The following is a 24477-nucleotide window of genomic DNA, read 5'->3' on the forward strand; positions in this document are numbered from 1 at the left end:
GCCGACCGGGCGCCTGCAACCAGGCCGCGCGACGACGGTTCGCCTCAGCGATGATCGGCGCCCACCGCCTCGGTCACGCTGGCAAAGCCGTCGCGGCGCAGGAGCTTCGCGAGGTCGCGCTTGACCGTCACGGCGAAGCCGGGGCCGTGGAACACCAGCGCCGAGTAGAGCTGCACCAGCGAGGCGCCGGCGCGGATCTTGACGTAAGCGTCCTCGCCGCTGGCGACGCCGCCACAGCCGATGATCGGCACGCGGCCTTCGGTGAGCCGGTACATGGCGCGCAGGCAGTCGGTCGCGAGCCCCATCAGCGGGCGGCCCGAGAGCCCGCCCTCGGCGTCGCGCCAGCGGCTCTTCAGCGTCGGCGGCCGCGTCACCGTGGTGTTGCCGACGATCAGCCCGTCGAGCCCGGTGTCGAGCGTCACCTCGGCGATGTCACGCAGCTGGTCCTCGTCGAGATCGGGACCGACCTTGATCAGGATCGGCGGCCGCTTCGGCGCAGACGCCTCGCCCGAAGCGCCGGGGCCGGCCGCGCGGTCGCGCGCCGCGAGCACGCGGCCGATCAGCGCCTCGATCGGGGCGCGCGCCTGCAGGCCGCGCAGGCCGGGCGTGTTGGGCGAGGAGACGTTGACGACCACGTAGTCGACCAGCGGCGCGACCGCGGCGAGGCAGGTCTCGTAGTCGGCGGCGGCGTCCTCGCTCGTGCGGTTCTTGCCGATATTGGCGCCGACGACGCCGCGATGCGGCGTGCCGGCGCGGCGCGCCTTCAGGCGGGCGACGAAGGGCGCCAGGCCCTCGCTGTTGAAGCCGAAGCGGTTGATCACCGCCTGGTCCTCGTCGAGCCGGAACAGCCGCTGGCCGGTGTTGCCGGGCTGCGGCTGCGGCGTCACGGTGCCGGCCTCGACGAAGCCGAAGCCGAAGCCGAGCATCGCGTCGATCACCTCGGCGTGCTTGTCGAAGCCGGCGCCGAGCCCGATCGGATTGTCGAAGTCGAGTCCGAGCACGCGGGTCGCGAGGATCGGGTCGTCGGCCGAGGCGCTGGCGGGCAGGAGGCCGCGCTGGAGCGTGACGACGGCGAGCCGGTGGGCCTGCTCGGGATCGAGCAGCTTCAGGGCCGGGCGGGCGAGGCGATAGAGGAAATCGTGCATCTTCGATCGGGCGGTTGCGACGGGTCGCCTCCGCCACGGCCCCCCGACGGCCGGCGCCGCGGTGCAGGCGCGCCGTTATCGCGACCGGGTCGCCACTATGCAAGGCCGATGCCGCACCGGGCGGGCCCGCACGGGGCGTTCTCCACGGATTGAAGCCGCGGCACCGGAACGCCTCGTGTCCCGGGCGCGGCGCACCGCGCCGTGACCCGGGACCCAGGGCGTCCGGATGAGGCTCTGGGTCTGCCGCTCGCGGATGCGCGTGTCGTGCCGCCCTTGGAAACCGGCTCGGCGGCACATCAGGCCTGCGGCCTGCTGCGCCTTGTCCGGGGCACGAGGCTCGCGCGGAGAGGCGAACGAAGCGGAGCGGCGTTCGCCTCAGCCGGTCTGGCCGGCGCGCAGGGGAACCACGTCGCGGGGGCCGAGATGCTCGGACAGCTTGATGCGGTCGTACTCGGCCCAGACGTGGCTGAGCCAGTAGCGCACGTAACCCCGCAACACGAACGAGTAGTTCGCCGTCTCGGCCTTGGCGGTCTTGTTGGCCACGAAGGTGAGGAACGGCACCGAGGCGAGCTCGACCTGCTCGGCCGCCATCTCGTTGAGCTTCGGGATGGTGATCTCGGAGACGCCCTGCAGCCGCTTGAAGTAGTTGTCGTAGGTCGACTGGTCCCACTCGAAGAACGACGTGTTGTTGATGAAGTTCTTCACCAGGTGGTACTTGGTCCCCGAGACATGCTCGGCCGTCTCGGCGATCTCTTCGAGCGAGGAGATCGACGGCCCGAGGATGTGGAACAGCGTCAGGCTGATCTGGCCTTTTCGCGCCGCGTCCGTGAAGCCGATGTCGCGCAGCGCCCGCAGCGTCGGGCTGAGCAGGCCGGCCCGCACGTCGATCACGGTGACCTGCGCGTCCGACAGCGAGTCGAAGATGCGCATCTGGTCCGGCACCGTCGTGATGTCGACGATCTCGGTGATGTCGGGATGGAAGCGCTTCAGCGTCCCCTTCGGGGACTCCGTGTCGAAGGCACGGGTCGGCAGCTTGCGGGCCAAGAGATAGTCGAGCAGCGTGCGGGCGACCGTCGTCTTGCCCACGCCGCCCTTGTCCGCACCCACCAGCACGACGGCCGGGCTCGCCATGACGATCCTTCCGGGATAGAGCGAATCACTGCCCGCAGGTTACGCCAGCCCGGTCGCGCGCGCATGTCGGAAGGTCCGGATCCCGCGCCGTCATCCACGGGAGGCGGTCGGACTCAGCGTCGCGGCCCCCACGGTCCCGGAATCGGGAACGGATTCTGTCCGTTGCCCGGTCCGGGCAAGGGCGCGGGGAATGGCGGCGGCGGTGCTGCGGTGCCGCCGGAGGGCGTGCCGCCGGGGGCCGGCGCGGCCGGGCCGTCGGGGGCGTCGGGGGCGTCGCCCCAGGGACCATGCCGGGCCTCGCCTTGCCGGGCCTCGCCGGGCAGGTCGCCGGCGGCCTCGCCGGCCGCGTCCGGCAAGGCCTCCTCGCCGGGGGCCGGCAGGGCGATCGGGCCGGGATCGTGGCCGCCGGCGAACTTGACCAGCGCCGCGACGCGGGCGTCGACGGGTGGATGGGTGGCGAACAGGTCGGCAAAGCCCTGGCGCGGGTTGTCGACGCACAGCTCCATCACGGCCGAGGTGGCGCCTTCCAGCTCGCCGCGGCCCTCGATTTTTCGCAGCGCCGAGATCATCGCGTCGGGGTTCTTGGTCAGCTCGACGGCGCCGGCGTCGGCCAGATACTCGCGCGAGCGCGACAGCGCGAAGCGGATCAGCGAGGAGAGGAACCAGGCCAGCGCGACCAGCACGATCGCGATCATGATCGCCGCGGCACCCCCGCCCTTGCCGCGGTTGCCATCCGAGCTCGACCGCGAGCCGCCGCTCCAGCGCATCCGCAGGCCGACCCGGAACACCAGCTCGGCGACGAAGGAGATCACGCCGGCGATGATCACGGCGATCACCATCAGGCGGACGTCGCCGTTGCGGATGTGGGTCAGCTCGTGGCCCAGCACCGCCTCGATCTCGGCGTCGTCGAGGGCGTTCAGGAGCCCGGTGGTCACCGAGACGGCGTACTGCTTCTCGTTCAGGCCGGTGGCGAAGGCGTTGAGCGCGTCGCTCTCGACGATCTTGAGCTTCGGCATCGGGATGCCGCGCGAGATGCACAGGTTTTCCAGAAGATTGTAGAGGCGCGGCTGGTCCTTCCGGGTGACGTCGTGCCCGCCCGTCACGGCGTCGATCATGGCTTGGTGAAAGCGCCACGCGACGGCGATCCAGATCGCGGTGCCGACCGTCGCGAACGGGACGGCGACGACGAAGTCCTGCCACGCCTTGGTCAGCAGCCAGGACAGCGACGCATCGGTGGTCAGCGCCTCGCCGGCGAGCGCGCCGGCATAGACCAGCACGTAGACGAGCGCGAACAGCCCGACCAGCAGCACGATCGAGCGCCGCCGGTTGGATGCGATGTGGGTGTAGAGCCCGTAGGCCATGGCGCTCGACCTGCTCGTGTACGCCGCTTCGTCCGCCCTCACCCTGAGGAGGCCGTCCGATCTCGGGCTTGCCCGAGATCGGTTCTAAACAGGCCGAGTCGGCGGGCCGACTTGAACGGCGGCCGTCTCGAAGGGCGAGGGCGGCCGCTACGGCGTTGACTTCGGCCACATGGTTCGAGACGCGATCCTTCGGATCGCTCCTCACCATGAGGAGCGTGGGCGCGGGCTCACACCCGCGCCCCGGACTGACAGGCTCAGAACTTCACCTGGGGGGCCTGCTCCAGCGTCTTGCGCTCCTCGCCGACGTCGAAGAACGTCTTCGGGTGGAAGCCGAGCGAGGCGGCGAACAGCGCCGCCGGGAACTGCTGGATGCCGGTGTTGTACTCGCTCACCGCGTTGTTGAAGAAGCGCCGCGCCGCCGCGAGCTTGTTCTCGATGTCGGAGAGCTCGGTCTGGAGCTGCTGGAAGTTCTGGTTGGCCTTGAGGTCCGGATAGGCCTCGGAGAGCGCGAAGAGCTGGCGCAGCGCGCCGGAGAGCTGGTTCTCGGCGGCGACCTGCTGGTCGGATCCCTGGCCCTGCACCGAGATGGCGCGGTTGCGGGCCGCGACCACGGCCTCGAGGGTGCCGCGCTCGTGGCTGGCATAGCCTTTCACGGTCTCGACCAGGTTGGGGATCAGGTCGTGGCGCTGCTTGAGCTGCACGTCGATGTCGGCGAAAGACTGGTCGACGCGCTGACGCATCGCGACCAGGCCGTTGTAGATCGTGATCACCCAGAGGATCAGGACGACGATCACTCCGAGGACGATCCAGGCGGTGGTGGACATGGAAGGGCTCCGGAAGGGGTGCGAGCCGGGTTTCAGGAAACGACCGAGTATAGCCGCAGGCGGGCCGGGACGCGCGCCGTCGCGCGCTCCCCGGCGCGCCACCCCTTGGTCGCACGGTACGCCCGTCCGGTTCGACTGCAACCCGGACAACGCCGGCCCGAAACGAAAAGAGAGCCCCGAAGGGCTCTCTCGCGCGCGATCGACGACTGGTCGGCCTCGGACGAAACCAGCTCACCAGCCCCAGGGATAGGCCGCCCGCCAGTACGGTACGACCGGATAGCCGCACACGTTCACGCGGCGCCAGCCCCACGGGGTGTAACGCCAGCGCCAGCACGAGCCGTAGCCGGCCCCGTAGAAGCCGGCGCCGACCACCACGGGCGCGACCCACGGACGCCGCCAGCCCCAATAGGGCCGCGGACCCCAGTAGGGACGCCGCCAGCCGTAGCCGGCATAGACGGGACGGAAGGCGGGACGGTAGATGCCGACCGGACGGTAGAAGCCGCCCCGATAGATGCGTGGTCCGGCATAGAAGCGCGGGCCGCCGCCGTAGAACCGGGGGCCGCCATAGAAGCGCGGCCCGCCGACGAGCCGCGGGCCACCATAGAACCGCGCGCCGCCGCCATAGAAGCGAGGGCCACCGCCTATGCCGCGGATTCCGCCACCGTGGAATCCGCCGCCCCGGAAGCCGCCGCCGTGAAAGCCGCGCTGGGCGTCGGCCGTGCCGACGCCCACGAACAGGAACATCGTCGCGACGGCCAGCACGGCCATCACTCCGCCTCGCAACCCCGTTGTCCAGAAACGCATGGTCCTTGGCTCTCCGAAGGGTTCTCGTACCTCGCCCGCTTGGTCCCGCGACACTGTCGCAGGATGACGTGAACCGCCACTGAACAGTGCGGTTCTCACGTGCCGCTCATCGGATCGTGAAAGGACGGCGGATGTTTGGAGACGAGGCGAGGCGACGTGCGACGAGGCGACGAGAAGTTGTCGAAGTGGTCATTCCGGGGCGGCGCGGCAGCGCCGAACCCGGAATCCAACCCGGACCGCAGAGCCTGTCGCTGGATTCCGGGTTCGCAGCTTCGCTGCGCCCCGGAATGACCGAGAACCAATCGAGCAAACGCGGGCTCAGGCCACCGCCTGGTCGATGATCCGGTTCGCCGCCTCGAGGTCGACCGAGACGAGCTGGGAGACGCCGCGCTCCGCCATCGTCACGCCGAACAGGCGGTTCATCCGCGCCATCGTGATCGGGTTGTGGGTGATCACGACGAAGCGGGTGTCGGTCGACTTGGTCATCTCGTCGAGCAGGTCGCAGAAGCGATCGACGTTGTGATCGTCGAGCGGCGCGTCGACCTCGTCCAGCACGCAGATCGGCGCCGGATTGGTGAGGAAGACGGCGAAGATCAGTGCCATCGCGGTGAGCGCCTGCTCGCCGCCCGAGAGCAGCGACAGCGTCGCCGGCTTCTTGCCGGGCGGCTTCGCCAGGATGTCGAGGCCGGCCTCCAGCGGGTCCTCGCTCTCGGTGAGCTGCAGCTCCGCCGTGCCGCCGCCGAACAGGCTGGTGAACAGCCGCTTGAAGTGCTCGTTGACGACCTGGAACGAGGCGACCAGGCGGTCGCGCGCCTCCTTGTTGAGGCTCTGGATGCCCTGGCGCAGCCGCTTGATGGCGGCGACCAGATCCTCGCGCTCGGTGGTCAGCGTCGTGTGCTGCTGCTCGATCTCGTTGAGCTCCTCGTCGGCGCGCAGGTTCACGGCGCCGAGGCGCTCGCGCTCGCGGCGAAGCCGGTCGAGCTTCTCCTCGACCTGCACGAGGTCGGGCAGGGCGGCCTCGGGCGCCAGCTCGGCGATGGCGAGGAGGGCGGTCGGCTCGACCTCGAGGACGTCGTGAATCTCGCGGGCGACGTCGGCGAGCCGCCGCTTGGCCGCCTCGAAGCGCTCCTCGGCCCGCACCGCCTGCTCGCGCGCCATCGCCATGGCGTCGCGCGCCACGTTGGCGGCCTTGTCGGCGTTGCGCTGGGCGCTCTCGGCGGCGGCGAGCGCGTCGGCGGCCTCGCGGCGGGCCGCCTCGGCGGCCTCGACCTCGCCGATCAGCGCGCGGCGCTTGAGGGCGAACTGGGCCGGCGCGTCGGACAGCTCCTCGCGCTCCGCCTCGGTCTCGGCGAGGCGCGCCTCGAGCGTCTCGATCTGGCCGCCGGCGTTCTGCTTGCGGTTCCGCCACGCCTCGATGTCGCCCGTGACGGTGGTGAGCCGGCGCGTCGTCAGGTCGATCTCGCGGGCGAGCGCCTGGGCGGCGGCGCGCGCCTCGGCCTGGGCGGCGCGCTCCATGCCGGCGCGGGTCCGCACCTCGGCCAGCTCCGCCTCCAGCCGGTCGGTCGGCTCCAGCGATTCGAGCGCCGCGGCGGCCTCCTCGGCGGCGGCCCGGGCCTCGTCGCGGGTGCCGGCGAGGCGCGTCTGCGCCTCGACCAGCCCGGCCCGGCGGGCGGTGAGGCGGCCCAGCTCGCGCTCGGCGGCGGCATGGCGGTCGCGCGCGCTGTCTGCGGCGCGCTGCAGGTCGCGGCGGGCGGAGCGGCTCGCGGCCTCCTGCTCGGCGGCGGCGCGGACCTCGGCCTGGGCGTCCTCGACGGCGGCTCGGCGGGTCTCCAGCTCGGCCCGCGCGACGGCGAGCTCGCCCTCGATGTCGGCGAGGCGGTTGCGCTCGGCCAAGCGGCGCGCCGCACCCGTGGGCGCGTGAGCCGCGACCGCAAACCCGTCCCAGCGCCAGAAGTCGCCGTCGAGCGAGACGAGGCGCTGGCCGGGCTTGAGGAGGGCGGCGAGCCGCGGCCCGTCGGCGCGCGCCACGACGCCGATCTGGGCGAGGCGGCGCTTCAGCTCGTCGGGCACCCGGCTGACATGGGCGGCGAGCGAATCGACGCCGTCCGGCAGGACCGGATCGGCGCCGTCGCCTTCGGCCAGCGTCCAGCGGATCGGCGCGGTCGGCTCGACCGGCGCGTCGAGGTCGTCGCCGAGGGCGGCGCCGAGTGCCGTCTCGTAGCCCTTGTCGACGGTCAGCGCGTCGATGACGGGTGGCCACAGCTGCTTGGCGTCGACATGCAGGACTTTGGCGAGGGTCTTCGCCTCGGTCTCCAGCCGGTTGGCGCGGCGCTCGGCCTCGGCGAGCGGCTGGCGGGCGACGTCGAGGGCCTGGCGGGCGGCGGAATGCGCCGCTTCGGCCCGCACCGACGCGGCGTCGGCTTCCGCCGCCGCCTCGTTGGCGGCCTCCACGGCCTCGGCCAGGGCGTCGAGATCGACGGCGCTGGTCGCCTCGGCCATCATCCGGTCGAGGTCGGCCGTGACGCTCGCGAGCTCGCTCTCGGCGCGGCTCGCGCGCTCGCTGTTGGCCCGCATCGCGCTTTCGAGCTGGCGGCGGCGGGCGCCGACATCGGCGAGCGCGGCGGTCAGCTCGGCGAGGCGCTTCTCGGTCGCCGCGACCGTTGCGTCGGCGTCGCCGACGCGCTCGTCGATCTCGGCGCGGCGCTCGGCGGCGGCCTCCAGATCGGCGGTCAGCGTCTCGCGCTCGGCCTCCAGCCGCGCGATGGTGCCGTCGGCGTCGGCCAGCATCTGGGCCTCGCGATCGCGGTCGCGGGCGATCTGCTCGGCGCGCCGGATCAGCTCGGCCATGCGCTCGTTGGCGCGCGCCTCCTCGCGGGCGAGGGCGTCGCGGGCCGAGACGAGGCGCTGCAGCGCCGCGGCGGCCTCCGCCTCGGCGTTGCGCAGGCCGGGCAGCGCGGCGGCGGCGAGCGCCTGGGCCGTGGCGCTCTCGCCCTGCGCGGCCGTGAACTCGACGACGGCGCGGCTGCTCTCGTCCTTGGCGGCCTCGGCGGCGGCGACCTCGGCGTTGGCCTGGCTCCAGCGGACATGGAACAGCGTCGCCTCGGCCTTGCGCACATGGCCCGACAGGGCGCGGTAGCGCACCGCCTGACGGGCCTGGCGCTTGAGCGACTCCATCTGCTGGGCGAGCTGGCCGATCACGTCCTCGAGCCGGGTGAGGTTCTGCTCGGCGGCGCGCAGGCGCAGCTCGGCCTCGTGGCGCCGGGCGTGCAGGCCGGAGATGCCGGCGGCCTCCTCCAGCACGCGGCGGCGCTGCTCGGGCTTGGCCTGGATGATCTCGCCGATGCGGCCCTGGTGGACGAGCGCCGGCGAGCGCGAGCCCGACGAGGCGTCGGCGAACAGAATCTGCACGTCGCGGGCCCGCACCTCGCGGCCGTTGACGCGATAGAGCGAGCCCTGCTCGCGCTCGATGCGGCGCGACACCTCGAGCGTGTCGTCGCCGTTGAACTGCGCCGGCGCCGTGCGAGTGCCGTTGTCGATCAGGATCGACACCTCGGCGGTGTTGCGGGCCGGGCGCTTGTGATTTCCGGAGAAGATCACGTCGTTCATGTCGGCGGCGCGCATCGCCTTGTGCGACGCCTCGCCCATCACCCAGCGCAGCGCCTCGACGAGGTTCGACTTGCCGCAGCCGTTCGGGCCGACGACCCCGGTGAGGCCCGGCTCGATGACGAAGTCTGTCGGCTCCACGAAGGACTTGAAGCCGATCAGGCGCAGCCGCTTGAACATCATGTCAGGAGTGCTCCCCCCGCAGGACGCATCGTGCAGGACGCATGGCTTCGGCGGTGCTGGACGGCATCGCCGCCGCGCGCGTGAAAAGAGGGCCCGGGCCCTGTGGGGTCGAGGTCTGCCGCATCGGGCCGGAGAATGAATCGATCGCGGCCGCGAACGCAACAGGGGCGGGCGGCTTGTCCACCGCCGCGGGCGGCCCAAACGGCGCGCCGTCGCCTCGCCCCGCACCGGCGGGGCGAGGCGAAGTCGTTGTCAGGCCTTCAGATACTTGTCGATGACCTTGGCGAATTCCTCCAGCGGCAGGGCACCGACGACGCGCTCGCCGTTGACGAAGAAGGTCGGCGTCGACTGCACGTTGAAGGCCTGCGAGCCGCGCTTGCGGACCTCCTCCAGCTTGTCGAGCAGGGCCTGGTTCTGCAGGCAGGCATCGAACGACTGCTGGGTGTAGCCGAACTGCTTGGAGATCTCGCGCAGCGGCGGGATCGGGTTCTGCACGACCCACTTGTTGAACTGCGAGAACAGCGAGTCGACGATCGGGTAGTACTTGTCGTCGCCGCTGCAGCGCGCCAGCATGAAGGCGCCGGCGGCGAGGGGGTCGAGCGGGAACTCGCGCAGGACGTACCGCACCTTGCCGGTGTCGATGTAGCGCTCCTTGATCTTGGGCAGCACGTCGCGGGCGAAATGGGCGCAGTGCGAGCACGTCATCGAGGCGTACTCGACGATCGTGACGGGGGCGTCCTCCTTGCCGATCCAGACGTCACCGAGGGGGCTCGGCTTCATCAGCTCGGCGACGTCGACCGTGTCGGCCGCGCGGGCCGCGACGGGAACGCCGAGGGCCGCGGCGGCGACGAGGCAGGTGGCGCTGGTGACGACTTGGCGGCGGGTGACGGGCACGGTCTTCCTCTTCGGCTTCGACGGAAATGGCACGGCTCGTCCGGAACCGCGGGGGTGAGCTATCGAGTCTGCACCGAAAGCGCAATGTTGGTGCGGATTTGTGGCGAGACCGCCCATTCACGTCCGGTTGATCCGGGCCGCCGGCGGCGGGGCCGTGGGCGAGCGGACGTCAGCCCCGCTTCACGGCAGCGCCGAGGCGGGCGAGCGCATCGCGAAGACCCTGGTCGGCGACCGGGGGCAGGGCCGCGGCCGCGGCGGCGACGGCCTGCGGGTCCGGTCCCCGACGCGGCGTCTTGGTCTTGCGGCGTTGCAGCGGCGCCTGCCGCAGCGCGAGCCGCCCGACCGCCGGCCAGCCGAAGAACTGGTTGACGCGGCCGACGATGACGCCGGCCATGTGCTGCACCTCGATGGCGGCCGGCCCTTCGACCCGCAGCACCAGGGTGGCGGGCTCCTGCACCGCGTCGCCGGGCGCGCCGTCGCGCCGGCGCGGCCACTCGATCTTCATCGGCTCGGCGATGCTCGCGACCTCGGCCCCGACGATGTCGTCCCAGTGGGTGACGATCTCGGTGGCGGCGAAGCCGCGCCGCTGGAAGGCCGGCGTCAGGGCCGGGCCGACGAGGTCGGCGAGCGGTCGGGCCCGCGACCGGGCCGGCTTGAAGGACATTGGCGTAGGCTCTCGGGCGCGGGACGGCTTGTTCGGGGCGTCCGGCTCTGCCACAGACGGGAGACGCCCCGCCGGGGACCAGAGACGTCGCATGACCCTAGCAGCGCCGCCCCCCGCGCGGAAGCCGTCCTCCCCCGAGCCCTCCGCGGCGGTCCGCCTCACGGCGGCGCTGCTCGCCTGGTACGATCGCCACCGCCGCGTGCTGCCGTGGCGGGCGCCGGCCGGCGTGACGGCCGACCCTTATGCGGTGTGGCTGTCGGAGATCATGCTGCAGCAGACCACCGTGAAGGCGGTGGTGCCGTACTTCCAGACGTTCACGGCGGCGTTCCCGACCGTCCGCGACCTCGCCGCCGCCGATCTCGACGCGGTGCTGCGGCTGTGGGCCGGGCTCGGCTACTACGCCCGCGCCCGCAACCTGCACGCCTGCGCCAAGGCCGTGGTCGAGCGGCACGACGGCATGTTTCCGGCGACCGTGGATCAATTGCGGGCGCTGCCCGGCATCGGCGACTACACGGCGAACGCCATCGCGTCGATCGCCTTCGACGTGCCGGTGGTGCCGATCGACGGCAATGTCGAGCGGGTGCTGACCCGCCTGCACGCGCTCGAGGAGGAGCTGCCGGGCGCAAAGCCGCGGCTGCGGGCGCTCGCCGACGCGCTGGAGCCCGCGGATCGCGCCGGCGACTTCGCGCAGGCCCTGATGGATCTCGGCGCGACGATCTGCACGCCGAAGTCGCCGGCCTGCGTGCTGTGCCCCTGGGCCGCGCCCTGCGCGGCGCGCCGCCGCGGCGACCCGGAGAGCTTCCCGCGGAAAACGCCGAAGAAGGAGGGGCGGCTGCGCCGCGGCGCCGCCTTCGTGGCGGTGCGCCCGGACGGCGCCGTGCTGGTGCGCACGCGCCCCGAGAAAGGACTCTTGGGGGGCATGACCGAGGTGCCGACGACGGAGTGGTCGGCGTCGTTCTCCGAACGCTCCGCTCTCGATCACGCGCCCGCTCTCGGCGTCGCGTCGAAAAGCTGGCGGCGCGTGCCGGGCGTCGTCACGCACGTGTTCACGCATTTTCCGCTCGAGCTTTTCGTCTTCGTCGCCTCGGTGGCGACGGGCGCCGAGGCGCCCGCCGATTCACGATGGGTCGCGTGCGAAAAAATCTCCGGCGAGGCCTTTCCCAATGTCATGCGCAAGGTGCTGGTGCATGCCGGCATCGACATGAAACCGGGCGCGACCGCCCCGAACCAATCAAAGCCATCCTCCCGAATCAGCAAGCCGAAACGGAGCCCCCGATGACCCTTCAGCGCCTGCATGTCGGTCCGCGCATGACCGAGATCGTGATCCACGGCGACACCGTCTATCTGCGCGGCCTCACCGCCGAGGAGACGGCGGGGCAGAGCCTCGCGGCGCAGACGACGGAGATTCTCGCCGAGATCGACCGGCTGCTCGCCGTGGCCGGCACCGACAAGTCGAAGCTGATCAGCGCGACGATCTGGCTCAGCGACATCCGCACCGTCGACGAGATGAACGCGGTGTGGGACGCCTGGGTGGTGCCGGGCGCGACCCCGGTGCGCGCCTGCATCGAGGCGCTCCTGCAGGGCGCCGACCTGAAGATCGAGATCAAGGTGATCGCGGCGCGGTGAGCGACCGCACGACAAACCCCGAGCGATGCGCTTGTTGGAGCCGTCATGCCCGCGCGCGTCGCGGGCATCCACGTCTATGCTGACGCGCGGTGCGGAAGAGCGTGGATGGCCGGGACGAGCCCGGCCATGACGAGTTCGGGGTCGGGACGGTTGCCGCCCGAAGCGTCCGTCTCGCTACTCCGCCGCCTGCATCTGCTCGGCCCGGAACGCGGCGCGCAGCGTGTCGATGGGGGCGAGGCCCTTGGCCGTCTCGACGTGCCAGAAGGTCCAGCCGTTGCAGGCGTCGAGCCCCTGCGCGATCGCGCCGATGCGGTGGATCGAGCCGACCGTCTCGCCGAGGCTGACGGCGCCGTCGGCGCGCACCAGCGCGGTGACGCGGCGCTTGGCGTCGGTGAGCGTGGTGCCGGGCGACACCATGCCGCGCTCGATCAGCGCCGCGAACGGAACGCGCGGCGCCTCGCGGGCCGTCTGGAACGGCGCGACGCTCGCGGCCGGCAGCGGCAGCACGGAATCGATGCGGTCCTGCGCGGCGGTCGCGTAGAGGCTGTCGCGCTCGACGCCGACGAATCGCCGGCCGAGCTTCTTGGCCACCGCCCCCGTCGTGCCGGTGCCGCAGAACGGGTCGAGCACCAGATCGTCGGGCCGCGACGACGAGAGAATCACGCGGGCGAGCAGCGCCTCCGGCTTCTGGGTTGGATGCAGCTTCTTGCCCTTGCTGTCCTTCAGACGCTCGTCGCCGGTGCACAGCGACAGCGTCCAGTCGGAGCGGACCTGGACGTCCTCGTTGCCGGCCTTCAGCGCCTCGTAATTGAACGTGTAGTTCTTGGCGTTCGGCTCGCGCGCCGCCCAGATCATGGTCTCGTGCGCATTGGTGAACCGTCGCCCGCGAAAGTTCGGCATCGGGTTCGACTTGCGCCAGATCACGTCGTTGAGGATCCAGAAGCCCAGATCCTGGAGGATCGTGCCGACCCGGAAGATGTTGTGATACGAGCCGATCACCCACAGGGTCGCGGACGGCTTCATGACGCGGCGCGCGGCGAGCAGCCAGGCGCGGGTGAAGTCGTCGTAGGCGGAAAAGCTCTCGAACTTGTCCCAGGCGTCGTCGACCGCGTCGACGCGCGAATCGTCGGGACGCTTGAGGTCGCCCTGGAGCTGGAGATTGTAGGGCGGATCGGCGAAGACCAGATCGACCGACGCGGCCGGGAGCTTCGCCATCTCGGCCACGCAATCGCCCGTGAGGACACGGAACGAGGGGGCCGGGCGGGGAGTTGAGCGGGGCGTCCTGACGGACGCCCCGCGACGCGTAACACCCATGACTCGGTACTCTACTTGAGCGACGCGATCGGCGACGCGAGACCTTCAACCGACCCCAGGAAGATCGCCCACCAAGGTAAAAATCGACTTAACCGGGACCCCGGACTGGCGCCGAAAATCGTCATGGACCATATTCTCGCCAGGCCCGCGGGCGCCCCCCTCCGGACGGACGTGTCCGTCCGGGTGACCAGCCCGGTCTCTCCCCTTCGCGCGACGGGCCGCGCGACGACGTGCCGCCACCTGCGACGGAGCAGAGCCGATGCGCTGGGACAACCTGCCTGAGAGCAACAATGTCGAGGATCGCCGCGGCGACGACGGCGGCGGCCGCGGCGGCTTCCCGATGGGCATGGGCGGCGGCGGCGGGCTCGGCATCGGCACCATCGTGGTGCTCGGCCTGATCGGCTGGTTCCTCGGCATCGACCCGCGCATCCTGATCGGCGGCGCCGAGATGATGGGCGGCGGCAGCCATCGCGAGGCGCAAGCCCCGTCACAAGCGCAGTCGCAGCAGTCGGGCCAGCGCGGCAGCCCGAGCGACGAGATGGGCAAGTTCGTCTCGCGCGTCCTCGGCAGCACCGAGGTGCAGTGGAAGGAGATCTTCGCCAAGGACGGCAAGACCTACCGGGCGCCCGTGCTGGTCCTCTACAACGAGGTGACCAACCAGGCCTGCGGCGGCGTCGCCCAGGCCGCGATGGGGCCGTTCTATTGCCCGGCCGATCGGAAGATCTATCTCGACACGTCGTTCTTCCGCGAGATCGAGCGCCGCTTCCGCGGCTGCGACGTCGGCTCCAAGTCGTGCCAGTTCGCCCAGGCCTACGTGATCGCCCACGAGGTCGGTCATCACGTCCAGAACCTGCTCGGCATCCTGCCCAAGGTGCAGGAGATGCAGCAGGGCATGAGCAAGGTGGAGGCCAACAAGCTGCAGGTGCGGGTCGAGTTGCAGGCCGACTGCTTCGCCGGCGTGTGGGCCAACAAGTCCGACCAGCGCTGGAACCTGATCGAGCCGGGCGACGTCGAGGCGGCGATGCGCACGGCCGCCGCGATCGGCGACGACAAGTTGCAGATGCAGGCGCGCGGCCGCGTGGTCCCGGACTCGTTCACGCACGGGTCGTCGGCGCAGCGCCAGCGCTGGTTCGACATCGGCTTGAAGCAGGGCTCGGTTGCGGCCTGCAACACGTTCAAGGCGCAAACTTTGTGATACGAGGCGGCCTGCTTCCGGCGGGCTGCGCGACGAAGCACATCGTTCCGACGCATGTCGCGTCGAGGACGGGCAGGCCCGCCTTCATCGAGGACAGGCCATGATCGTCGAATTCGTCACCTTCCCGTCGCCGCAGGGCTGGGATCGCGCCAAAGTGCTGGCCGACGCCGAGGCGACGATTCCGAAATGGAGCGCCAACGAGGAGCTGCTGCGCAAGCACTTCCTGCTCGGGCTCGGCGAGGCCGAGGGCACCGGCGGCGGCATCTACATCTGGCCGTCGATCGAGGCGGCGCAGCGCGCCCATGACGACGCCTGGCGCGAGACCGTCAAGCGTCGCGCCGGCGCGTATCCGACCATCCGCTATTTCGACCTGATGCTGCTGATCGACAACGAGCAGGGCCGCGTCACCGCCTGGGACGAGGCCGGCACCCCGCACGACCGCACGCCCGCGACGGTGTGAGCCATTCTTCCGTTCGCCCGCAGAACCCGAATGACTCCGTCATTCCGGGGCGCGCCGAAGGCGCGAACCCGGAATCCAGCGGCACGGTAGTCATCCTGGACTAGGTTCCGGGTTCGGCGCTTCGCGCCGCCCCGGAACGACGGATGGAATACGGCCACCCCGCCGATTGACGCCCGAAGGGGCCGGCGCCATCGTGCGCCGGCGACGGCCGACGCACGCATGACGAACGGCCGCGACGATTTGGAGATCCGCATGCCCGGCCTCGACGACTCGCGCCAGTTCGTACCGCTGAAGATCGCGGTGCTGACCGTGTCCGACACCCGCACGCCCGAGGACGACAAGTCCGGCGCCACGCTGGTCGAGCGGATCACGGCGGCCGGCCACACGCTCGCGGCGCGTGGCATCGTGGTCGACGACATCGCGGCGATCCGCAGCCGGGTCGAGACCTGGATCGCCGATCCCGAGATCGACGTGGTGATCACCACGGGCGGCACCGGCTTCACCGGCCGCGACGTGACGCCCGAAGCGGTCGAGCCGCTGTTCGAGAAGCGCATGGACGCCTTCTCGAGCCTGTTCCTCATGGTCAGCTTCCAAAAGATCGGCACCTCGGCGATCCAGACGCGGGCGACCGCCGGCGTCGCGCGGGCGACCTACGTCTTCTGCCTGCCCGGCTCGCCCGGCGCCTGCAAGGACGCCTGGGACAACATCCTGGTGCACCAGCTCGACTACCGCTACCGCCCGTGCAATTTCGTCGAGATCATGCCGCGTCTCGACGAGCATCTGCGCCGCCCGAAGGCCAAGGGCGCGACGGTGTGACACGTGATGCGGAGCGCGCCGTCATTCCGGGGCGCGCCGCAGGCGCGAACCCGGAATCCAGCGGCACGCTCGGCGACCGGAGCTGGATTCCGGGTTCGGCGCTTCGCGCCGCCCCGGAATGACCGTCACGCCCTCAGCCCCAGCTCCCACGTCTCCCCCAGCAGCGCGTGGCCGAACACCGCGTGTGGCTCCTGCTTCACGAGCCTGAAGCCGAGCGACGCATAGAGGCCGCGCGCCTCGACGAGGATGCTCTGCGTCCACAGCGTGATCTTCGCGTAACCCTGGGCGCGGGCGAAATCGATGCACGCCTCGACCAGGCGACGGCCGAGGCCGAGGCCGCGCGCCTCCGGCACGACCAGGATCAGCCGCAGCTTGGCGATGCCGTCGCCGCCGTTCACCAGGAACGCGCTGCCCACCGGCACGCCGTCGCGCTCGGCGATCCAGCAGACCTCGCGGGCCGGATCGAAGTCGCGCAGGAAGCCGGCGACGATCTCGGCGGCCAGCGTCTCGAAGCCGACGCCCCAGCCGTAACCCTCGGCGTAGCAGCGCGCGTGACTCGCCAGCACGAAGCCCATGTCGCCGGCGCGGTGCTGCCGCAGCAGAAGGGCCGGCGGCGCGTCGCCCGGCGTCACCAGGGTCTCGATGGTGCGCATCGCCGCGACGAGGCGCTGCTGCGCCTCCTCGGGCAGCGTGGCCAAGAGCGCGGCGACCTGATCCTCGGCGCGGCGGACCAGATCCGCGAAAGCGGCGTCGCCGTCGGGCGTCAGCGACAAGAGGCTCTGCCGCCCGTCTTGCGCCGAGGGGCGGCGGGCGACCAGCCCGGCCGCCTCGAACTTCTTGAGAATGCGACTGAGATAGCCATGGTCGAGGCCGACCGTCGCGGCGATCGCGGTCGCCGTGGTGCCGGGAGTCGTCTCGTCAGCGACCGGCCCGCCGGCATGGGCGAGCTCGTAGATCACCCGTGCCTCGGTGAGCGTGAAGGGCGTGTCGACGAGCCCGTCCTGGAGGAGGCCGAGGCGGCGCGTATAGGCGCGGTTGAAGCGCCGGACGGCGTCGAGCCTGGCGGCCGGCGGGCGCGACGGCGGCCGTTGCGCGGGCGTCGGGGAGGCCGAAATGGGGGAGGCGGAAAGCGGGGAGGGCAGGGGCATGGCGAGACGGTCCGGTGGAGCGGCTGCGACCGTCACATAGATGGTTGACTGAGTCAACTATTGACCGGCCGGCTCTCCGCCCGTGATGCCGCTGCGCAGCCGGATCAGTCGGCGGCGGCCGATGCGGTCGAGCAGCGCCTCCTCGGGCGCCGCGCCGTCCGGATGGCCGCCGAGGCTCTCGTAGAAGCGGCGGCCGATCAGCAGCCCCTGGTCCGGCGACGGGCGGCGCCGCACCGCCTCGCGCAGCAGCGCCATCGCCTGGCCGCCGAGCGACGGGCTCGCCCCGGCCGGCTCGAGGCGGAACACGGCCGCCGTATCGAGCGCGCCGCGCCGCTCGAAATCCTCGACGACCCGGATCGCCTCCTCGGCCCAGGCCGGGTCGGGCATCGCGCCCGGCCGCAGGAACAGAAGCCACGAGGCGCGCGCCGCCGCGGCCGCGGCGCGCAGCCGCACCGCCGGCGGGTCGGCCGATACCAGGACGTTGCAGCCGGCGATCTCGGCCACCTTGGTGGTCTCGTCCTGCGAGCCGCCGTCGGCGACGATCACCTCGCGCACCGCGCCGGCGACGGCCGCGCCGACCAGCACGGCGAGCGTGCGAACCAGGGCCCGCTCGCAATCGCGGGTCGGAATGACGACGCTCAGCATGGCCCTCGTGCCCCTTCTTCCGGGGCCACTATACGAAGCCGGCACCGGAAATTCGATCAGTTCGCGATGAATTCGACACCATGGTAGGGGCCGCCATCACGGTTAATTGTTCTTGTTATGTTCTCATTCGCTGCTTATAGTCCTCCCCATGAGCGCAGCATCCGCCCTTCGCCGCCTGCCCGATCCGGCCCGCATCGACGCCCGCCTGGGCGCCGAGGCCGCCCTCCGTCAGGTCCATCCGAGTCAGATCCATCCGGGCAGCCATCCCGGGAACGCCGCCGTGGCGGCCGAGCGCCGGCGCGGCCGCGGGGCCGTCAGCAACGCGTCCGGCCGTTTCGAGCCGGTCGCCCGCGTCGCCTTCGACGACGGCTGGGAGAGCCTGGAGGCGCTGCCGCCCTTCGCCACGACGGTGACCACCGACACGGCCCGCAAGGTGATCACCCGCAACGAGTCGCCCGACATCTCGTTCGACCGCTCGATCAATCCGTATCGCGGCTGCGAGCACGGCTGCGTCTACTGCTTCGCCCGGCCGACCCACGCCTATCTCGGCCTCTCGCCCGGGCTCGACTTCGAATTGAAGCTGTTCATGAAGCCGGACGCGCCCGAGCTCTTGGAGCGCGAGCTCGCCGCCAAGGGCTACGTGCCGAAGACCATCGCGATCGGCACCAACACCGACCCGTATCAGCCGATCGAGCGCAAGACCGGCCTGATGCGGCGCCTCCTGGAGGTCTTGGAGAAGGCCGGACACCCGGTCGGCATCGTCACCAAGTCGGATCTGATTCTGCGCGACCTCGACATTCTCTCGCGGATGGCGGAGCGGAAGCTCGTTCGCGTCGCCCTGTCGGTGACGACGCTGGATGCAAGACTGTCGCGCCTGATGGAGCCGCGGGCGCCGACGCCGGCGCGCCGGCTCGCGGCGCTGCGCGGCCTCGCCGAGGCGGGCGTGCCGACGACCGTGATGGTGGCGCCGCTGGTGCCGGCCATCAACGACACGGAGATCGAGCGCATCCTCGACGCCGCCGCGGCGGCCGGGGTGGAGGGCGCCGGCTACGTGCTGCTGCGCCTGCCGCTCGAGGTGCGCGACATCTTTCGCGAGTGGCTGGTGACGCACTTTCCGGACCGCGAGCGCCACGTCTTCACGCTGATCCGCCAGATGCGCGGCGGCAAGGACTACGACGCCAAGTTCGGCCAGCGGATGACCGGCTCCGGCCCCTATGCCTGGATGCTCGGCCGCCGCTTCGAGAAGGCCTGCGACCGCCTCGGCCTCAACCTGCGGCGCACCGCGCTGACGGTCGAGCACTTCGTGCCGCCGGCGGCCAGGACGGCGCAGCTCGAGCTGTTCTGATCACGTCGGCCCGCGACCGCCGCGATCGTCGCCCGGAGAAGTGCCATGCCGACCGCCTGCTTCACCGTGATCACGCTCGGCGTCGCCGAGATGCGCACCAGCATCGCCTTCTACACGGCGCTCGGCTTCCAGCGCCGGCTGGCGGAGACGGGCGAGGCCGTGGCGTTCTTCGAGACCGGTGGCAGCGTGCTGGCGCTCTATCCCTGGGACGCGCTGGCCGAGGATGCCGGCGTTCCGGTGGCGCCGCGGCCGGCGGGCTTTCGCGGCACGACGCTCGCCTGGAACTGCAACACCCACGACGAGGTCGACGCCGCCCTCGCTCATGCGCTCGCCTGCGGCGGAACGCGGGTCAAGCCGGCCGCGCCGACCGCCTATGGCGGCTATTCGGGATATTTCGCCGATCCCGACGGCCACCTCTGGGAGGTCGTCACGGCCCCGGGCCTGACCGTCTCGTCGGACGGCCGTCTCCGGTTCGCCGGCTGACCCGCGCGGCGCCGGACCGCGACGGCGCGTCCGGCGCCTGCGCGGTCTCGACCGTGGCGCCGTCCTCGTCCTCGGCGTCGCGCGCCTCGACCGCGTCCTCGACTTCGGCGCTGAGGCGCTGGTAGACGCCCAGCCCGATCACCACGACGATGCCGGCGACGAGCAGCAAGGTCGGGTAGATCAGGTGCGGCACCTGGTCCTTGCCGACCCGGAACACGATGACCAGCGCCTCCAGGAAGATCGCGGTCGCGATGGTCGAGATGAAGCGGGTCAGGCTGCGCCGCGCCTCGGCGGCGACCCGCTTCTCGCTGCCGCGCAGCACCTCCTCCTCGAACAGGTACTTGGCGATCTCGAAGGTCGCGATGGCGACCACGGAATAGCCGATGCCGGCGAGCGCGGCCGCGCCGACGTCGTCGCCGCGCCAGAAGGCGAGGGCGCATTCCACCATGGCGTCGCCCGCCAGCACGATGGCCAGCACCATCAGGATGACCGCGATGGCCGTGAACACGGCCCGCGACATCATGGCGAAGAACCCCGCCGCGGCGACGGCGGCGCGATCGGTGGTCTCGGTCGATGGGGCGGCGGTCATGTCGGAGGCTCGGGCCGGGGCGGTGAATGGCGTGCGCCTCGCCAACGTCGGTCGGGGGTATGTCGTTCCGCCCCATGGTCGCGGGAGCCCGGTCGTCCCGCTTGCGCCGGTCGCCGGCGTCCGCCACCCTCGCGGCCATGAGTCGCCGTCCCGCTCCCCGGTCCGCCGATCCGGCCCCGCCCCGCCTGCCGCTCGACGACGGGCCGGTGCGGCCGAGCTTCGACCGCGAGCGCCGTGCGCACCGGCGCGGCCTGTGGCCGGTCGCCGGCTGCGACGAGGCCGGCCGCGGCCCGCTCGCCGGGCCCGTGGTGGCTGCCGCCGTCATCCTCGATCCCAAGCGCATCCCGCGCGGCCTCGACGATTCCAAGAAACTCACGGCCGAGCGCCGCGCCGTGCTGTTCGAGCGCATCTGCGCGGTCGCCGAGGTCGGCGTCGCCATGGCGTCGCCGGGGCGCATCGACCGCGACAACATCCGCCAAGCCTCGCTGTGGGCGCTGGCGCGGGCCGTAAAGGCTCTGCCGCTCGTCCCGCGGCTCGTCTTCGTCGACGGCTGTGACCGTATCGACGCCGGCTGCGACTGCGAGGCGGTGGTGTCGGGCGACGCCCTGGTGCTGTCGATCGCGGCCGCCTCGATCGTCGCCAAGGTGACGCGCGACCGGCTGATGGAGCAGGTCGGCGCCGCCTTCCCGGGCTACGGCTTCGAGCGCCACATGGGCTACGGCGTGCCCGAGCATCAGCGCGCCCTCGCGGCCCTCGGGGCGACGCCGCACCACCGCCGCTCCTTCGCGCCGGTGCGGGCCGTGTGCGCCGACGGGATGGCGGCCGCTCCGGCCGGCGTCGATCCGGCCGGCGTCGATCCGGCCGGCGTCGATCCGCGCCGGATCGCTTCCTAGACCCACCCGGGTTTGCTACGACGATCCCGACGGCCGGCGCATCCCGGACGGCCGAGGCGGCGCCGCGCGGGGCGGCACCGTCGCGACCCGACCTCGTTGAAGCCCGCCCGCGTCCACGTCAGAACCGCGCGTACCGCCGCCGATGCTCCACGTCTCCCTGTTCGTCGAACTCCTGCGCGCCAATCCGCGCCTCGTGGTGTGGGCGGCCGCCCTCGTCCAGGCGACGCTGTGGTGGCTGGTGCCGACGCTGTTCTATGCGGCGCCGCCCGGCAACCTGCCGCTGATCATCGCGGTCGGCCACGAGTTCCAGCTCGGGTCCTATTGGGGGCCGCCGCTGGCGAGCTGGCTCGCCGAGATCGCCTTCGCGCTCGCCGGCACGCCGGGCGTCTATCTGCTCTCGCAGGCCTGCGTGGTGGCGACCTATTGGGGCGTGTTCGCGCTCGGCCGCGCCATCGTCGGGCCCCAGCACGCCGCCATGGCCGTGCTGGTGATGGTCGGCATCGCGGTGCTGACCGTGCCGACTCCGGATTTCGGCCCGCCGATCCTCGCCATGCCGCTCACCGTCTTCGTCCTGCGCCATTACTGGCGGGTGATCGGCGAGGGGCGGCGCAGCGCCTGGTACGTGATGGCGATCGGCCTCGCGCTCCTGCTGCTCACCATGTATGCGGGCCTGATCCTGATCGCCGCCATCGCCGTGTTCACGGTGGCCAGCCGGCGCGGCCGCGAGATGCTGCTCGGCATCGAGCCGTGGGTCGCGCTGTTCCTGATCGCCGTGATCGTGCTGCCGCATCTCCTGTGGGTCGACATGTCGGGCGTGTGGGGCGTGTGGACGGGCGCCTCCGGCGGCGCGATCGAGCCGCTGGAGAAGCTCGGCCAGCTCCTCGGCGGGCTGGTGATCGCCCATGTCGGGGTCGGGCTCCTCTACCTGATCGCGGTCGGCCTCGCGCCGCCGAAGGAGAAGTCGCCCACCTTCGCGCGAAAGCCGCTCACCGGGCTGGAGCGCCACTTCGTGCTGTTCTTCGCCGCCGCGCTGCCGCTCGGGGCGGTCGTCGCCGGCGCCTTCATGGGCGACCGTGGGCCGATCGGCGGGCTCGGCCCCTACGTGGTGCTGTCCGGCCTCGCCATCGTGGTGCTGGCCGGAAACACGATCGTGCTGCAGCGGCAGGGCCTCACCAGCCTCGCCTGGGCGTTGCTGCTGGTGGCGCCGCCCGTCATCGCCGCCGCCTCGGTGGCGGTGCTGCCCTTCGTCTCCAAGACCGACGTGCCGATCGGCCAGCCGGCCGCGGCGATCGGCACGTTCTTCGGCGACAGGTTCGAGCGGCGCACCGGCAAGCCGCTGGCGATCGTCGCGGGCGAGCCCCGGCTCGCCAGCTTGGTCGCCATCGCGGCGCCGTCGCGGCCGAGCTTCTATTTCGACGCGGCGCCCGACCGCACCCCCTGGGTGACGGGAGAGGATCTGCGCCGGAAGGGGGCGATCGTGCTGTGGCCGACCACCGGCACCTCGACCGCAGTGCCACCCGACATCAAGGCTCGCTTCCCGGATCTCGTCGCCGAGGTGCCGCAGACTTTTGCCCGTACCATCCAGGGCCGGCTGCCGCTGATGCGCATCGGCTGGGGCATGCTGCGGCCGCAGTGAGCGCGTGGCCACGTCGCCGGTGTCCTCGAACCATTGACACGCCTCGCGCGACTTCGGTGTAGTCGGGTCGTGACCCGTGCGGCCGGTCCGGCCGTGCGGTGGTGTGGTCTGCCCGGGGAGGCGTCCGTGGCGCGGTGGGGCGCGGTGCTGGTCGGCGTGGTGGTGACGGGGATCGCGGTCGCGATGGCCGTGGCCGCGCCGGCATGGGCCGAGACGCGCGTCGCGCTGGTGATCGGCAACGCCGCGTATCGGCACGTCTCGCCGCTCGACAATCCGGTCCGCGACGCCCGGCTGATGGCGCAGACGCTGCGCGAGCTCGGCTTCCGCCTGGTCGGCGACGGGGCGCAGGTCGATCTCGACAAGGGCGCGCTCGACGCCGCCGTGCAGGCCTTCGGGGCCGCCCTGCAGGGCGCCGATGTCGGGCTGTTTTATTACGCCGGCCATGGCGTGCAGGTGCGCGGCGCCAACTTCCTGGTGCCGGTCGGCGCCAATCCGGTGCGCGAGGCCGACATCGACTTCCAGATGCTCGACACCGCCTTGGTGCTGCGCCAGATGGAGGCGGCCGGCACGCGGCTCAACCTCGTGATCCTCGACGCCTGCCGCAACAACCCGTTCGGTGGGCGCGGCTTGCGCTCGTCGGCGAGCGGGCTCGCCCAGATGCAGGCGCCGGAGGGCACGCTGATCTCCTTCGCCACCCAGCCCGGCAACGTCGCGCTCGACGGCAGCGCCGGCAACAGCCCCTACACGGCGGCGCTCGCCGAGACGATCCGACGGCCCGGGCTCGACATCTTCCAGACCTTCAACGCGGTCGGCCTCGCCGTGAAGAAGACCACGGCCGGCGCCCAGCAGCCCTGGGTGTCGTCGTCGCCGATCGCCGGCACGTTCCAGTTCGCGGCCACCCCGTCGTCGCCCGCGTCGACGCCGACGCCCGCGCTCCCGGCCGTCTCGGGCGGCGGCGAGGCCGAGCGGGTGTGGGCCGTCACCCGCGACACCACGAGCGTCGCCGTGCTGGAGGACTTCGTTCGCCAGTTCGGCGGCACGCCCTACGGCAGCCTCGCCCGCGCCCGGCTCGACGAGCTGCGGCGCGAGCGCACGGCGGCGGCGCCTGCCGGCGTCGCGAACTCGGCCGCCGCCGGCGAGCCGTCGCGCCAGCCGCCGGGGCCGGCCGTGGCGGCGCTGCCGGTGGCGCCGAGCTTCGACTGCACGGTCGACACCGGGCCGAACGAGCGCGCCATCTGCGGGAGCGCGCGGCTCGCGCGGCTCGACCGCGATCTCGACACGCTCTATCGCGCGCTGCGCGCGCGGCTGCGGCCGGAACGCCAGACCGTGCTGCGCGACGAGCAGCGCGTGTGGATCAGGCAGCGCACCGCCTGCGGGTCCGACGAGCCCTGCCTCGCCGCGGCCTACGAGTCGCGCATCGCCCAGCTCCAGCGATGGCGGTGACGGCGTGATCTTTTTCGATGCGCGGGCCGCCGTGATCGCGGCGGTGCTTTTCGCCGGCGCCGCCGGGATCGCGCGCGCCGCCGGGGCCGGACAGGCGGCCGGGGCCGGACAGGCGGCCGGGGCCGGACAGGCGGCCGAGTGCCGTCCCGAAAATTTTCGGGTGATGCTCGACGTCGGCCACACGGTCGACCAGCCGGGCGCGACGAGCGCGCGCGGCGTCACCGAGCACACCTTCAATCTGCGGCTCGCGAAGCGCATCGAGGAGCGGCTGCGCG

Annotated in this window: 23 protein-coding genes; 11 read left to right on the forward strand and 12 right to left on the reverse strand. The window is 71.9% G+C overall.

Features of this window, described 5'->3' with window-relative positions; all coding sequences use genetic code 11:
* Positions 1-44 precede the first annotated feature (44 nt).
* From ABTU92_RS09775 to ABTU92_RS09810, 8 genes are all read right to left on the reverse strand, one after another.
* Positions 45-1145: a quinone-dependent dihydroorotate dehydrogenase gene (locus ABTU92_RS09775; RefSeq protein ID WP_408090037.1), complete on the reverse strand. Its 1101-nt coding sequence runs from the start codon at positions 1143-1145 to the stop codon at positions 45-47.
* Positions 1146-1520: 375 nt separating this feature from the next.
* The gene (locus ABTU92_RS09780; RefSeq protein WP_408090039.1) at positions 1521-2276 is read right to left on the reverse strand and encodes a hypothetical protein; all 756 of its coding nucleotides are present in this window, start codon (positions 2274-2276) and stop codon (positions 1521-1523) included.
* Positions 2277-2389: 113 nt separating this feature from the next.
* A complete protein-coding gene (locus tag ABTU92_RS09785) occupies positions 2390-3637 on the reverse strand; it encodes a M48 family metallopeptidase (RefSeq protein ID WP_408090041.1) in 1248 nt (415 codons plus the stop codon).
* Positions 3638-3891: 254 nt separating this feature from the next.
* Positions 3892-4461, reverse strand: coding sequence for a LemA family protein (locus ABTU92_RS09790; RefSeq protein WP_408090043.1), 570 nt, complete (start codon positions 4459-4461; stop codon positions 3892-3894).
* Positions 4462-4692: 231 nt separating this feature from the next.
* Positions 4693-5229 carry a hypothetical protein gene (locus tag ABTU92_RS09795; RefSeq protein ID WP_408090045.1) on the reverse strand — a complete coding sequence of 179 codons (537 nt, stop codon included), beginning with the start codon at positions 5227-5229 and terminating at the stop codon, positions 4693-4695.
* Between the two features lie 354 nt (positions 5230-5583).
* Complete coding sequence (gene smc, locus ABTU92_RS09800; RefSeq protein WP_408090047.1) at positions 5584-9051, reverse strand: chromosome segregation protein SMC; 3468 nt, start codon at positions 9049-9051, stop codon at positions 5584-5586.
* Positions 9052-9303: 252 nt separating this feature from the next.
* Positions 9304-9978 carry a DsbA family protein gene (locus ABTU92_RS09805; RefSeq protein ID WP_408090049.1) on the reverse strand — a complete coding sequence of 225 codons (675 nt, stop codon included), beginning with the start codon at positions 9976-9978 and terminating at the stop codon, positions 9304-9306.
* Positions 9979-10114: 136 nt separating this feature from the next.
* Positions 10115-10609: a DUF721 domain-containing protein gene (locus ABTU92_RS09810; RefSeq protein ID WP_408090051.1), complete on the reverse strand. Its 495-nt coding sequence runs from the start codon at positions 10607-10609 to the stop codon at positions 10115-10117.
* Positions 10610-10700: 91 nt separating this feature from the next.
* Between ABTU92_RS09810 and mutY the strand changes: the two genes are divergently transcribed.
* Entirely contained in the window at positions 10701-11888 is a 1188-nt protein-coding gene (mutY, locus tag ABTU92_RS09815) for an A/G-specific adenine glycosylase (RefSeq protein ID WP_408090053.1), read from the forward strand.
* Positions 11885-12235: a RidA family protein gene (locus ABTU92_RS09820; RefSeq protein WP_408090055.1), complete on the forward strand. Its 351-nt coding sequence runs from the start codon at positions 11885-11887 to the stop codon at positions 12233-12235. Before mutY ends, ABTU92_RS09820 begins: the two co-directional genes overlap by 4 nt.
* Positions 12236-12409: 174 nt before the next feature.
* Here ABTU92_RS09820 and ABTU92_RS09825 read toward each other — a convergent pair whose 3' ends face one another.
* Positions 12410-13549 (reverse strand): site-specific DNA-methyltransferase, encoded by a 1140-nt coding sequence (locus tag ABTU92_RS09825; protein ID WP_408090057.1) that lies wholly within the window; start codon positions 13547-13549, stop codon positions 12410-12412.
* Positions 13550-13808: 259 nt separating this feature from the next.
* Here ABTU92_RS09825 and ABTU92_RS09830 point away from each other — a divergent pair, with 259 nt between their 5' ends.
* The 3 genes from ABTU92_RS09830 to moaB all read left to right on the forward strand — a co-directional run bounded on the left by ABTU92_RS09830 (position 13809) and on the right by moaB (position 16020).
* Entirely contained in the window at positions 13809-14744 is a 936-nt protein-coding gene (locus tag ABTU92_RS09830) for a neutral zinc metallopeptidase (protein ID WP_408090059.1), read from the forward strand.
* 100 nt (positions 14745-14844) lie between these two features.
* Positions 14845-15204, forward strand: a complete 360-nt coding sequence (locus tag ABTU92_RS09835) for a hypothetical protein (RefSeq protein WP_408090061.1) — start codon at positions 14845-14847, stop codon at positions 15202-15204.
* 252 nt (positions 15205-15456) lie between these two features.
* Positions 15457-16020, forward strand: a complete 564-nt coding sequence (moaB, locus tag ABTU92_RS09840) for a molybdenum cofactor biosynthesis protein B (protein ID WP_408090081.1) — start codon at positions 15457-15459, stop codon at positions 16018-16020.
* Positions 16021-16145: 125 nt separating this feature from the next.
* Here moaB and ABTU92_RS09845 read toward each other — a convergent pair whose 3' ends face one another.
* Positions 16146-17168 (reverse strand): GNAT family N-acetyltransferase, encoded by a 1023-nt coding sequence (locus ABTU92_RS09845; RefSeq protein WP_408090063.1) that lies wholly within the window; start codon positions 17166-17168, stop codon positions 16146-16148.
* Between the two features lie 57 nt (positions 17169-17225).
* Positions 17226-17813, reverse strand: a complete 588-nt coding sequence (locus ABTU92_RS09850) for a glycosyltransferase (protein WP_408090065.1) — start codon at positions 17811-17813, stop codon at positions 17226-17228.
* Between the two features lie 148 nt (positions 17814-17961).
* On the opposite strand from ABTU92_RS09850, the gene ABTU92_RS09855 reads away from it, so the two are divergent.
* Together ABTU92_RS09855 and ABTU92_RS09860 are read left to right on the forward strand one after the other, a co-directional pair.
* Positions 17962-19158, forward strand: a complete 1197-nt coding sequence (locus ABTU92_RS09855; protein ID WP_408090067.1) for a PA0069 family radical SAM protein — start codon at positions 17962-17964, stop codon at positions 19156-19158.
* A 45-nt stretch (positions 19159-19203) separates the two neighbouring features.
* Entirely contained in the window at positions 19204-19641 is a 438-nt protein-coding gene (locus ABTU92_RS09860) for a VOC family protein (protein WP_408090069.1), read from the forward strand.
* Here the strand turns inward: ABTU92_RS09860 and ABTU92_RS09865 are convergent.
* Positions 19586-20230: a GNAT family acetyltransferase gene (locus ABTU92_RS09865; protein WP_408090071.1), complete on the reverse strand. Its 645-nt coding sequence runs from the start codon at positions 20228-20230 to the stop codon at positions 19586-19588. The genes ABTU92_RS09860 and ABTU92_RS09865 overlap by 56 nt on opposite strands.
* A 137-nt stretch (positions 20231-20367) precedes the next feature.
* On the opposite strand from ABTU92_RS09865, the gene ABTU92_RS09870 reads away from it, so the two are divergent.
* The 4 genes from ABTU92_RS09870 to ABTU92_RS09885 all read left to right on the forward strand — a co-directional run.
* Positions 20368-21123: a ribonuclease HII gene (locus tag ABTU92_RS09870; RefSeq protein ID WP_408090073.1), complete on the forward strand. Its 756-nt coding sequence runs from the start codon at positions 20368-20370 to the stop codon at positions 21121-21123.
* A gap of 142 nt (positions 21124-21265) precedes the next feature.
* Positions 21266-22759 carry a glycosyltransferase family 39 protein gene (locus ABTU92_RS09875; RefSeq protein ID WP_408090075.1) on the forward strand — a complete coding sequence of 498 codons (1494 nt, stop codon included), beginning with the start codon at positions 21266-21268 and terminating at the stop codon, positions 22757-22759.
* Between the two features lie 183 nt (positions 22760-22942).
* The gene (locus tag ABTU92_RS09880) at positions 22943-24202 is read left to right on the forward strand and encodes a caspase family protein (protein ID WP_408090083.1); all 1260 of its coding nucleotides are present in this window, start codon (positions 22943-22945) and stop codon (positions 24200-24202) included.
* Positions 24203-24206: 4 nt separating this feature from the next.
* On the forward strand, positions 24207-24477 hold a 271-nt coding region (locus ABTU92_RS09885; protein ID WP_408090077.1), incomplete at its 3' end, for an N-acetylmuramoyl-L-alanine amidase.

Source organism: Rhodoplanes sp. SY1 (genome assembly GCF_046000175.1).
Classification (GTDB): domain Bacteria; phylum Pseudomonadota; class Alphaproteobacteria; order Rhizobiales; family Xanthobacteraceae; genus Rhodoplanes.

Coding starts and splice junctions, on each gene's coding strand:
- ABTU92_RS09830 (WP_408090059.1), top strand. CDS start 13,809: ATGCGCTGGGACAACCTGCCTGAGAGCAACAATGTCGAGGATCGCCGC.
- smc (WP_408090047.1), bottom strand. CDS start 9,051: ATGATGTTCAAGCGGCTGCGCCTGATCGGCTTCAAGTCCTTCGTGGAG.
- ABTU92_RS09810 (WP_408090051.1), bottom strand. CDS start 10,609: ATGTCCTTCAAGCCGGCCCGGTCGCGGGCCCGACCGCTCGCCGACCTC.
- ABTU92_RS09825 (WP_408090057.1), bottom strand. CDS start 13,549: ATGGGTGTTACGCGTCGCGGGGCGTCCGTCAGGACGCCCCGCTCAACT.
- ABTU92_RS09775 (WP_408090037.1), bottom strand. CDS start 1,145: ATGCACGATTTCCTCTATCGCCTCGCCCGCCCGGCCCTGAAGCTGCTC.
- ABTU92_RS09855 (WP_408090067.1), top strand. CDS start 17,962: ATGAGCGCAGCATCCGCCCTTCGCCGCCTGCCCGATCCGGCCCGCATC.
- ABTU92_RS09845 (WP_408090063.1), bottom strand. CDS start 17,168: ATGCCCCTGCCCTCCCCGCTTTCCGCCTCCCCCATTTCGGCCTCCCCG.
- ABTU92_RS09850 (WP_408090065.1), bottom strand. CDS start 17,813: ATGCTGAGCGTCGTCATTCCGACCCGCGATTGCGAGCGGGCCCTGGTT.
- ABTU92_RS09785 (WP_408090041.1), bottom strand. CDS start 3,637: ATGGCCTACGGGCTCTACACCCACATCGCATCCAACCGGCGGCGCTCG.
- ABTU92_RS09780 (WP_408090039.1), bottom strand. CDS start 2,276: ATGGCGAGCCCGGCCGTCGTGCTGGTGGGTGCGGACAAGGGCGGCGTG.
- ABTU92_RS09865 (WP_408090071.1), bottom strand. CDS start 20,230: ATGACCGCCGCCCCATCGACCGAGACCACCGATCGCGCCGCCGTCGCC.
- ABTU92_RS09790 (WP_408090043.1), bottom strand. CDS start 4,461: ATGTCCACCACCGCCTGGATCGTCCTCGGAGTGATCGTCGTCCTGATC.
- ABTU92_RS09880 (WP_408090083.1), top strand. CDS start 22,943: ATGGCCGTGGCCGCGCCGGCATGGGCCGAGACGCGCGTCGCGCTGGTG.
- ABTU92_RS09870 (WP_408090073.1), top strand. CDS start 20,368: ATGAGTCGCCGTCCCGCTCCCCGGTCCGCCGATCCGGCCCCGCCCCGC.
- ABTU92_RS09875 (WP_408090075.1), top strand. CDS start 21,266: ATGCTCCACGTCTCCCTGTTCGTCGAACTCCTGCGCGCCAATCCGCGC.
- moaB (WP_408090081.1), top strand. CDS start 15,457: ATGCCCGGCCTCGACGACTCGCGCCAGTTCGTACCGCTGAAGATCGCG.
- mutY (WP_408090053.1), top strand. CDS start 10,701: ATGACCCTAGCAGCGCCGCCCCCCGCGCGGAAGCCGTCCTCCCCCGAG.
- ABTU92_RS09795 (WP_408090045.1), bottom strand. CDS start 5,229: ATGGCCGTGCTGGCCGTCGCGACGATGTTCCTGTTCGTGGGCGTCGGC.
- ABTU92_RS09835 (WP_408090061.1), top strand. CDS start 14,845: ATGATCGTCGAATTCGTCACCTTCCCGTCGCCGCAGGGCTGGGATCGC.
- ABTU92_RS09860 (WP_408090069.1), top strand. CDS start 19,204: ATGCCGACCGCCTGCTTCACCGTGATCACGCTCGGCGTCGCCGAGATG.
- ABTU92_RS09820 (WP_408090055.1), top strand. CDS start 11,885: ATGACCCTTCAGCGCCTGCATGTCGGTCCGCGCATGACCGAGATCGTG.